Genomic DNA, 10,829 nt, shown 5'->3' with positions numbered 1-10,829 from the left:
AATATCAATTCAGACTTCTTTGTTTCTGTATCCGCTGGTGCTAACCGCATGAATCAAACCGGTAAAGGCTCCAGCCAGAAATCGGAAGCGCTGGTAATACCCGGATTGTATAATATCGCCAATGCCAAAGCAGGTACAGTGGTAAATACTTCCAGCCGGTACAACAAACGGATCAACAGCGTATACGGAATGGGACAGGTGAGCTTCCGCAATTATGCTTTCCTGGATCTTACCGCGCGTAACGACTGGTCAAGCACACTACCCGCAGGAAATAATTCCTATTTCTACCCTTCTGCTTCATTGAGCCTGATTGTATCCGATATGCTGGGTATTAAATCCGATGCACTGTCCTTTGCAAAAGTGCGCGCTAACTGGGCGCAGGTGGGTGGTGATACCGATCCTTACAACCTGTATAATACCTTCAGCTTCGGGCAGGACTGGGACGATGTGAAACTGGCAAATATCAGCAATGTATTAAAGAACAACCGCTTGAAACCACTGATCGCCACCTCGCATGAATTTGGCGCTGATTTGCGTTTCCTGAAAGGAAGATTAGGCGTTGACTTTACCTATTATAACACCGTGAACCGTAACCAGATCATCCGCATACCGGTAACTATGGCTACCGGGTATTCCAACATGGTAACCAATGCCGGTAAGATCAGGAACAGTGGCATTGAGATCGGGCTGAATGCTACACCGGTAGCAGGACCGTTCCGCTGGGACCTGCAATTAAACTATACCCGCAACCGTAACAAAGTATTGAAGCTGCTGGATGGCCTGAACAGCTACCAGTTAGGCAGTGCCGAAGGAATACGCTTCCTGGTACAGGAAGGTGCTGAAATGGGAGATATGTATGCGCAAACCTGGGCGACCGTGCCGGATGGCGAGTTTAAAGGGCAGCCTTTGCTGAGTAATGAAGGCGGTTACCAGCAGTTAAATGAGTATGTGAAGATAGGTAACTATAACCCCGACTTTATGCTGGGCATCAACAACACTTTTTCGTATAAAGGCTTTACGCTGAATGTGCTGATCGACTGGCGCCAGGGCGGTAATTTCTTCTCTTATGTGGCAAAGAACCTGCTCAGTGATGGCCGTACACAAACCACTGTTCCGGGTCGTGATCCTAAATCAGGCGGATTGCCCTGGACAGATGCTGATGGTAACAAACGTACAGATGGTATGATCCTGTTTGGTTATATCGATGAAGGAAACGGTAAATACAAACTCAATGATAATGTAACCGATCCTGAAAACTATTACGGTGAATACTACTGGAGTTTCAACGGCCGCTCCACTTTCGATGCCAGCTATGTAAAACTCAGGGAAGCATCGCTTACCTACACTTTTTCCAAGAAAACACTGGGTAAGCTGCCATTGGGAAATCTTACCGTATCACTGATTGCACGTAACCTGTTTACCTGGACTGCAGCGGAACAAGGCTATGACCCGGAAACAGCCATGACTATTTCCAACGGCAGCTTTTCACCGGGCGTAGCCAGCTGGGGATTGCCTTATACCCGTTCTTATGGCGCTAAGGTAGGTTTCAATTTCTAAACCAATAATTGTATGGTTATGCAACGCATGCCTTTAAAATACCTGATACTGATCTTCGGAGTGCTCTTCGCTTCCTGCGAAAAAGGACTGGAAGAACTGAATGTAAACCCGAATGAATCGGAAGTCATCAATCCTGAATTTCTGTTGTCGTCGGTGCTGATCAATACTGCTTACGATTACCAGAAGGAGGCTTACTTCGACAAGCCTGCTTCTGCCGGTCGTTATATCACGATGGTGCGCAATGAAGGAAATGATAAGTTCGACTGGGGCCCCCAGAGCTGGGACAGCTACTATGCAAAGCTGTCGGCCAACCGGGAGATGATGGACCTGGCAAAGAAGATGGAGGCACCCCAATACGTGGCTGTAGGTAAGGTACTGGAGGCTTTTAACTTTGCTTATATCACGGACCTGTTCGGGGATATCCCTTACAGTGAAGCCCTGCTGCTGAAAAGCGATAAACTCGTGCATCCCAGGTATGATCAGCAACAAACCGTATACCCGGCGCTGTTGCAAACACTGAAGGAAGCGAATGAGGAACTGGCCGGGAATAACGTTAAGGTAGATACCAAAGCAGATGTGATGTACGGCGGTAAACCTCTGAATTGGCGCAAGTTTGCTAACTCGCTTCGTTTACGGATGCTGCTGCGCATCTCCAAAAACTATCCCACTGCATTTACCGAAATGCAGGAGATCCTCAACGATAAAAACAAGTATCCCATTTTTGAAAGCAATGCAGACAATGCGGAGATCATTTACCAGGGAACAGTAAGCGCCAACAGTTGGCCGGGAAGCTTATTGGGAAGCTCGCTCGATGAATTTGATAAACGTAAACCCAGCAAGGAAATTGTGGACGCATTACTGCAACGAAAGGATCCCCGTTTAAAAGTATGGATAGCCAAGGTGGATTCAGTGAACGGCTGGACAAAAGATCCCAATCTTTATGTGGGCGTACCCAATGCTATTCCTGCGCCTTATGATTATAACGGCGGCAAGAATAATATGTCTCGCTTGTCGTCCCTGTTCAGCAGCAGTAGTGCCGACATGCTGAAAGCCAGCATGCTCACCTATGCAGAAGTATGCTTTATCCTGGCAGAAAGCGCACAGGCAGGTAAAGTAACCGTGCCTGGTAAAACAGCGGAAAGCCTTTATTACGACGGTATCCACGCTAATATGAAATTTTATGGTGTAGACCAGGCAGCCATCGACTCTGGTTATTTCAGTCTGCCATCTGTGAAATACAACGGTACCCTGGAACAACTCATTGGTCAGAAATGGATCGCGGGTTTCCTGAAAGGCGCTGAAGCCTGGTTTGATAACCGTCGTACAGGGCTACCCAAATTTGTGCTCGGTCCACTATCTTCCACTACGGTGTTGCCTAAACGGTATATTTATCCCACCGGCGAACGCGATACCAATGAAGAACAATACCAGAAAGCACTCACCGTATTCGGAGCAGATAAACAAACCACGCTGATGTGGTACCTGAAGTAACAGCTATGAAGAAAATACTGATAAGCGGGTGGCTGCTGGCCACCTGCTTTTTCCAACAGGAAGTAAATGCCCAACGTTTGCAGCCCGACAGGATTGTAATGAACGTAACTGAAAACCCTTCCCGCTCTGCAGCCATTACCTGGAGAACCGGTAAGGAGGCAACCACCAGTTATGCAGAACTGGCCGCTGCTACCGCCGATCCGCGGTTCACGCAAACGGCTGTACGATACACTGCCATCACCACACCGCCTTTTGCGGATTCATTACCGGTGAGGTATCATCATTTTACTTTTGATAGCCTGCAGCCGAATACCAGCTACGTTTACAGGGTAGGGCAAGGTGAACACTGGAGTGAATGGTTTTCTTTCCGTACCGCCGGGTTACCAGGCGAACCTTTTTCTTTTATCTACCTGGGTGATGCACAGGCAAATATTTTTTCCATGTGGTCGAGGGTCATCAGGAAAGCGTGGTCGGTAGCGCCGGATGCACGCCTCATCATTCATGCCGGCGACCTGGTGAACAGGGGCAATAATAACAACGAATGGGAGCAATGGTTTGAAGCAGGTGGTTTTATTCACAGCACGGTGCCGGGTATGATGACAACAGGTAACCACGAATATTATGAGAATGCCGCCGGCCAGGATATGCCTTCCGCCTTCTGGCGCCCGCAGTTTACCCTCCCGGAAAACGGCCCGGCCGGCCTGGAGGAAACCTGCTACTATACCGATGTACAGGGTATGCGTTTTATTTCCCTCAATTCACAGGAAGTAGAAATATCCGATACGCTGCTGGCCCGGCAGAAAGCATGGCTGGAAGCGTTGCTGAAAAACAATCCCAACCGGTGGACGGCTATCACTTTTCACCACCCGGTACTGTCTACCAAGAAAAGCCGCAACAACGAACGCCTCCGGGAAAACTTTAAGCCTTTGTTCGATAAATATAAAGTAGACCTGGTATTGCAAGGACACGATCATACCTACGCCCGCGGGCGCGATGGTAATAAAGGACCGGTATACGTGGTATCTGTAAGCGGCCCGAAAATGTCGGCCATAGATCCGCAGCCCTGGATGACCCGCACCGGCGCCTATACCCAGCTGTTCCAGGTAGTGGAGGTGAAACCCAAGCTGGTAGCTTACCGCGCTTATACCGTAACCGGCGAGTTATACGATGCTTTTGATCTTGAAAAACAAACCAACGGGGATAATCTCCTTAAAAATAAAATGAAGTAACGGTCCTGCTGTTCCTCTTTTTTTATTTAACAGTTTATGAAATAATGAAAGGATTCCTTATCATATTGTTTTTCGTTCCGCTACTCTGCACCGGGGCTGTACTGCAACAGGTAACTATTGTATCGAAAGATAAACAGGTGGCTGCGCAGGTATTACAGGAAGAAGTGAAACGCCGTACCGGCCTCGTATGGCCCATTGCGGCGCAGGCGCCTGAAAACGGCCAGGTGATCATCTTTCAAACAGCATCATGCGCACCGGAATCATATCATATCCGCCGCAAAGGGCGCACTATTATTGTTGAAGCAGGTAGCACACGGGGATGGATATACGGAGCTGGTTGCCTGCTCCGTAACATGGAATACCGGCAGGGCAGTGTTGAACTGCCGGATGATATAAAAGCAGACGCTATACCGGAGATGGCTATACGAGGACACCAGATCGGATACCGTAACCTGGCTAATTCCTACGATGGATGGACGCCGGAACAATATGAACAGTATATCCGCGACCTGGCCATATTCGGGGCCAACAGTATTGAAGCCATCCCGTTTATGCCGCCATCGCCGCATTTCACCGTATCGTCTAATGAAATGACCCACCGCATCAGCGGCTATTGCAAAAAGTACGACCTGGATTTTTCCGTATGGACACCGGCTACTTTCGATTTGAAAGATACCATGAAGCGGCATCATTTCCTGATGCAGTTTGATACGCTTTTCCGGGAGTCCGTGCGCCTCAACGCCATATTCTTTCCCGGTGGCGACCCCGGCAACAACCCGCCACAGCTGGTACTGCCGTTACTGGAGGAATTAGCGGTTCCCCTGAAAAAATATCACCCCGCAGCAGCTATCTGGTTGTCGCTGCAAGGCTACGATTCCACGGAATGCGCATTCGTTTATTCCTATATCAGTGAACATAAACCGGCCTGGCTGGGAGGCCTTGTAGTAGGGCCTTCCAGTCCTTCGCTGGAAGATACCCGGGCCGCTTTGGCCCCGCCATATAAGATCCGTCACTACCCGGATATTACGCATACGGTGCGCTGCGACTATCCCGTAGTATGGTGGGATCCTGCCTTTGCGTTTAGCCTTGGCCGTGAGCCGGTGAACCCGCAGCCGGTGTATTATGCCAACATCTACCGTTTTATTGCGCCTTATATGGATGGCTTTATCAGTTACTCCGATGGTGCGCACGACGATGTAAATAAAATGCTCTGGAGTATGCTGGGCTGGAACAGCCAGGCAAATGTAAGAGAGATGATGATCCAGTATGCCCGTTACTTTTTTCCATCCGTACCTCCCGAACAGGCGGCTGATGGCATCCTTGCCCTGGAAAAGAACTGGGAGGGCGCTATCGCCGGTAATGGCGGTATAACGGCAACGCTTACACTATGGCGGCAACTGGAACAAGCACACCCGGCATTAGCGGGCAACTGGCGCTGGCAGATGTGCCTGTTAAGAGCTTACTACGATGCGTATACCCGTGAACGTGCCATCAGGGAAGCGGCGCTGGAAGCAGCCGTAAACAATACGTTACTGGTGCATGATGGCAATGAAATGAACCGCGCAGAGCAGATACTGCAGCAGGCAGATAAGAAAGTAATGCCGCAATGGCGGGATCGTATTATTTCCTTGTGTGATGATTTGTACAAGTCGGTATCCCTTCAAACCAGCGTAGCGAAATACAAAGCCGCAGGCCCGGAAAGGGGCGCTGTGCTTGATTTCCTGGACCGGCCTTTGAATAACCGCTGGTGGCTGGAAGATAAGTTCCGTTATATCCGTACGCTGCCATTGGAAGCGCAGCGTAAGGCATTGGATACTTTAGCAGGATGGGAAAATCCCGGACCCGGCAGTTACTACGATGATATCGGCAATGTATCAAAATCACCACATGTAGTAAGGGCGGAAGACCTGCACACGGATCCGCTCATGCGCCGCAGCGATACGCCGGGCTTCGACTGGTGGGAGAGTGGCTACAGCCGTAAAAGATTATCCTGGATGGTGAGCCTGCGCTGGCCTTCCGCCATGCGTTATGACCACCTGGATACTGCGGCGCATTACGTAGTAAGAATAACGGGTTATGGAGAAAGCCTGTTGCGGGCCAATGGCGTATTGCTTAAACCATCTCTCTATAACAAAGGAACAGGAGAAATAAAACAATTCCCCGTACCGGGTGAGATCACCAGGAGCGGCACATTGCTGCTCACATGGGATAATATTGATGAAGAACATCTTAACTGGCGTCAGCATTCACGGGTCACAGAAGTGTGGCTTATCAAATTATAAATGACAGGAATGAAGCAACTAATTTACCTGGCAGCAGCCATCGTATTGTCGTGCCCCGCCTGGGCCACACCCGATCTGCCTTTTACGCAGGCAGTGTCCGTAAAGTATCATATCCCGGAGGGATTGCAACTTGTTAAAGTGATCACCGACTACAACGATAATGTACATGTGCTCACAAAGCAGGGCTTTTACCGCCTCAGCGGAAACGACCTGGTGCGCGATCAGCGCTTCCGCCCACTGGCACAGAAAATACCCGTGGATGTTACCACACAGGAAGCAAGCGGTCATTTGTATTATCTCTATACAGATAAATGTCTGACTAACGGTTATGCCGGTGTTCCCTATATTAATCTTCCGCCCGGGAAATTTAACAGCGTGGCAGTAGATGCTGCCGGCCGCATGCTCTTGTCGGGCAACAATGCACTGGCTATAGCTGCCAACGGCAAGTTACAGGACCTGCCGCTTATTCCCGAAGGTGTACAAAGGATGGAGGCCAGCAACGGTACTTTCTTTATCCTCAGCAATAAAGCAGTGTATACGCTGAAAGACAACCGTTTTGTACCCGTGCATACCGTACAGAACGCCACGGCCATGGCTTTCAGGGGGAATGAGATCCTGCTGGGAACCACCGGCGGATACTATGCAGTGAACCGGAACACCGGCGATACCAGTATGGGGCTGCAAACACGTGTACCCGTTCCCGTTATCAGCGAACTGATAGTGACCAACGATCATATTTGGGCAGGTACCCCCCAGGGCGCTTTTATGCGTACGGATTCCGGTACCTACCGTTACTTTGCCTCAAAACGCTGGCTGGACCAGGATGCGGTAAAAAGCATGGCTGCCGATAGTCATGGTGATGTGTATGTACTAACGCCCACCGGTCTTAATAAAATTGCTTTCATACAACAAACACTGGCACAGAAAGCCGCTTTCTTTGAACGTAAGATCCGCGAACGGCATATCCGCTATGGTTTCATCGCTAATCTCCACCTGAATACGCCCGGTGATGTTGGCTCTGCTGAAATGGCGGATACGGATAACGATGGCCTGTGGAGCAGCTTCTATCTCAGCAGCGAGGCTTTCAGGTACGCCGTTACACATGATCCCAACGCTAAAAGATACGCCTGGGAAGCGTTTGAAGCATTTGAAAGAATACTTTCTGTTAACCAGCTCACAGGGTTTCCTTCCCGCACCTTCGAACGCAAAGGATACAAAAATTCTGATCCTGAAAGATGGCGCGATTCTCCCGACCCAGAATGGGAATGGAAAGGCCATACCAGCAGCGATGAGTATGTAGCCTATATCTGGATCACGGCAGTGCTGAACGAAATGGTAGCAGAAACGCCGGAAGAAAAGAAGCGGGTCACTGATTTTATTGATAAGATCATGACGCATATTATTGATCATAAATACACCATGGTGGACATCGATAATAAACCCACCTTATGGGCGCGCTGGAACCCTGAGTATATTAACTGGTACCCGACCACCATCGGCGACAGGCGACTGGGAAGCACTACTATCATTGCAGGTTTACAGCTGGCGTATCAATTAACCGGCAAAGAAAAGTATAAAACAGAAGCCTATAAACTATTGAATAAATACGGTTACCTGAAAAATATCCAGATCGACTATCACACTATCAAACAAACACCGGGCTATGTGCATGAAGGCGTTAATATGGGCATGGGCGGCTGGAACCATTCTGATGATGAAATGGCTTTTCTTACTTACTGGGTGTTGTATAAATACGCATTCACCGATGAACTGAAAGCACAATATAAAGGCGCTATCCGCAATCACTGGGAAATAGAACGGCCGGAAAAGAACGCGGTGTGGAACCTGATCACACTGGCAACGGCAGGCGACTACGACGCTGCCGCCACTACCTGGTGGCTGCACACTTTCCCGATGGACCTGATCACCTGGAAGATCACTAATTCAAACCGTAAAGATATTACGCTCCTGCCGCCAAATTTCCGGAACCAGTATACGGCTGAACTACTGCCATTGGATGAACAGCCGGTGCACCGCCATAATGCCAACGCCTTTAACCTGGATGGTGGCCACAATGGGGAATCTGAACTGGCAGGCGATGAATTTTTATTGCCTTACTGGATGGCCCGTTATTTAAAAGTACTTGACTGAAAATGAATAGCATGAAACGTATACAACCACTTTGTGCAACAGTGATGCTGTTGCTGTTAACGCTTGTTGCCCCGGCGCAGCAACCCGCGCAAAAACCAAAGATAGTAGTGGGCATGATGGTAGACCAGATGCGTTGGGATTACCTGTACCGCTATGCGGACAGGTATGGAAATGGCGGCTTCAAGCGCTTGTTGCGGGAAGGTTTTACATGCGAACAAACGTATATTAATTATGCACCCACGGTAACTGCCTGCGGGCATACGTCCGTGTACACCGGCAGCAGCCCCGCAGTGCATGGCATAGTGGACAACGACTGGTACAGCCGGGAACTGCAACGGTCTGTATACTGCACGGAAGACAGCACTGCCGTTACTATAGGCGCTGAAGGAAAAGCAGGAAATATGTCGCCCCGCAACCTGCTGGTGTCCACGGTAACGGATGAATTACGCCTGGCTACCAATTTCAAAAGTAAAGTAGTAGGCGTAGCCATAAAAGACAGGGCCTCTATTCTTCCCGCCGGGCATACCGCCAACGCAGCGTTCTGGTATGATGGAAAGTCGGGCAATTTTATTTCCAGCAGCTATTACATGAAAGCATTACCGGAATGGGCGCAGCGATTCAATGCACAGCAACTGCCGGTGAAATACCTGGCTAAAGGATGGGAAACACGCTATCCAATTAACAGCTACGTACAAAGTGATACAGACAATAAAGATTATGAGAAATCATTCGGACATGAAAATGCACCGGTGTTCCCGCATACTTTCACCGGCCGGGAGAAAAGTGCTATCCGCACCACGCCCTATGGCAATACCCTTACTTTCGCTTTTGCCAAAGCCGCTATAGAAGGGTATGGACTTGGCGCCGGTAAGGAAACAGATTTTCTTGCCGTGAGCTTTTCCTCCCCTGATGCCGTGGGGCACCAGTTTGGTCCTAATTCCATTGAAGAAGAAGATCTGTACCTGCGTTTGGATAAAGAGCTGGAAGAATTTTTCACTTATCTCGATAAAAGATTTGGTAAAGGCAACTATCTCTATTTCATCACTGCCGATCATGGTGTATCACAATCGCCCGGCTTCCTGGAAGAGCACCGGCTGCCCACCGGCCTGCTGGATGCCGATGTAGTATTAAAAGATATCAATGCCGCTATCGCAACACAATTCGGTGTCGAAAAAGGCGTAGTGGCTTTGTCGGCCTACCAGCTGTATCTTAACAGGCCCGCTTTTGCCGCGAGGAAAATTCCATTGCAGCCGGTGATAGAACTGGTGATAGAAAAGTTAAAAGCCATTCCCGGTATAGCCGATGCCGTTAGTTTGCCCGACCTTGGCGCCGCCGCTTTGCAGGAACCGCTGCGTACCATGCTCATAAATGGCTATAACAAGCAACGCGGGGGAGATGTGATCCTCCTCATGCAACCCGGCTGGAAAGATGGAGGCCGCAGCGGCGCTACGCATGGGCTATGGTATCCCTATGATGCGCATATCCCGCTGGTTTGGATGGGGTGGGGGATTAAGCCGGGCAAAACTTACCGGACCACGGGTATGACGGATATTGCGCCTACCGTGGCGGCGCTGCTGAATATACAGGTGCCCAGTGGGAATATAGGGCATGTGGTGTGGGAGTTGTTTAAATAAAAAGACAAAAAACTCTTTTATTCCAAATATTTCCCCCTATCTTTGTCTTCACAAACTATGGGCATCTTTTCCAAAACCTGCGAATACGGTATCAGGGCCGTCTTTTTCATTGCTCACCGCACTGCGGATGGTGCGCGCGTAGGCATCAAAGAAATCGCTGCCAACATAGATTCCCCCGAGCCCTTCCTTGCAAAAATCCTGCAGGACCTGAGCCGGAAAGGAATCATCGGCTCTGTAAAAGGTCCTAATGGCGGTTTTTTCCTGGACGCGAGATCCCGGAAAATGCCACTGGCCAGGATTGTGGAAGCGATCGACGGGGAAGGCGTTTTTACCGGCTGTGGCCTTGGACTGGAATACTGCTCGGAAACCAATCCCTGCCCATTGCATCATCAGTTCAAAAAAGTACGTAACCAACTCACAAAAATGATGGAACATACTACCATCGGGCAGTTCAATGAAGAACTGCACCTCGGTATAAAATCTCT

At 49.5% G+C, this 10,829-nt stretch carries 7 protein-coding genes; all 7 read left to right on the top strand.

What is annotated here, in order from left to right:
- Positions 1–1,557, top strand: a 1,557-nt coding sequence (locus tag VN105_RS12315) for a TonB-dependent receptor domain-containing protein (protein WP_325641256.1), incomplete at its 5' end; no start/stop codon positions are given.
- A 12-nt stretch (positions 1,558–1,569) separates the two neighbouring features.
- Entirely contained in the window at positions 1,570–3,048 is a 1,479-nt protein-coding gene (locus VN105_RS12310; RefSeq protein WP_325641254.1) for a SusD/RagB family nutrient-binding outer membrane lipoprotein, read from the top strand.
- Positions 3,049–3,053: 5 nt separating this feature from the next.
- Positions 3,054–4,277, top strand: coding sequence for a metallophosphoesterase family protein (locus VN105_RS12305; protein WP_325641252.1), 1,224 nt, complete (start codon positions 3,054–3,056; stop codon positions 4,275–4,277).
- A gap of 44 nt (positions 4,278–4,321) precedes the next feature.
- Positions 4,322–6,559, top strand: a complete 2,238-nt coding sequence (locus VN105_RS12300) for a glycoside hydrolase family 20 zincin-like fold domain-containing protein (protein ID WP_325641251.1) — start codon at positions 4,322–4,324, stop codon at positions 6,557–6,559.
- Positions 6,560–6,568: 9 nt separating this feature from the next.
- Positions 6,569–8,710 (top strand): hypothetical protein, encoded by a 2,142-nt coding sequence (locus VN105_RS12295; protein WP_325641250.1) that lies wholly within the window; start codon positions 6,569–6,571, stop codon positions 8,708–8,710.
- An 11-nt stretch (positions 8,711–8,721) separates the two neighbouring features.
- Entirely contained in the window at positions 8,722–10,344 is a 1,623-nt protein-coding gene (pafA, locus tag VN105_RS12290) for an alkaline phosphatase PafA (RefSeq protein ID WP_325641248.1), read from the top strand.
- Between the two features lie 42 nt (positions 10,345–10,386).
- A partial coding sequence (locus tag VN105_RS12285; protein ID WP_325641246.1) for an Rrf2 family transcriptional regulator occupies positions 10,387–10,829 on the top strand: 443 nt, incomplete at its 3' end.

The sequence above is a fragment of the Chitinophaga sp. genome, from assembly GCF_035564935.1.
GTDB lineage: Bacteria > Bacteroidota > Bacteroidia > Chitinophagales > Chitinophagaceae > Chitinophaga.
This window is presented reverse-complemented; position numbering and strand designations above follow the sequence as displayed.

What these genes read in the sequence shown, in the direction of transcription:
- VN105_RS12310 (WP_325641254.1), top strand. Translation starts at nt 1,570, where the DNA reads ATGGTTATGCAACGCATGCCTTTAAAATACCTGATACTGATCTTCGGA.
- VN105_RS12305 (WP_325641252.1), top strand. Translation starts at nt 3,054, where the DNA reads ATGAAGAAAATACTGATAAGCGGGTGGCTGCTGGCCACCTGCTTTTTC.
- VN105_RS12300 (WP_325641251.1), top strand. Translation starts at nt 4,322, where the DNA reads ATGAAAGGATTCCTTATCATATTGTTTTTCGTTCCGCTACTCTGCACC.
- VN105_RS12295 (WP_325641250.1), top strand. Translation starts at nt 6,569, where the DNA reads ATGAAGCAACTAATTTACCTGGCAGCAGCCATCGTATTGTCGTGCCCC.
- pafA (WP_325641248.1), top strand. Translation starts at nt 8,722, where the DNA reads ATGAAACGTATACAACCACTTTGTGCAACAGTGATGCTGTTGCTGTTA.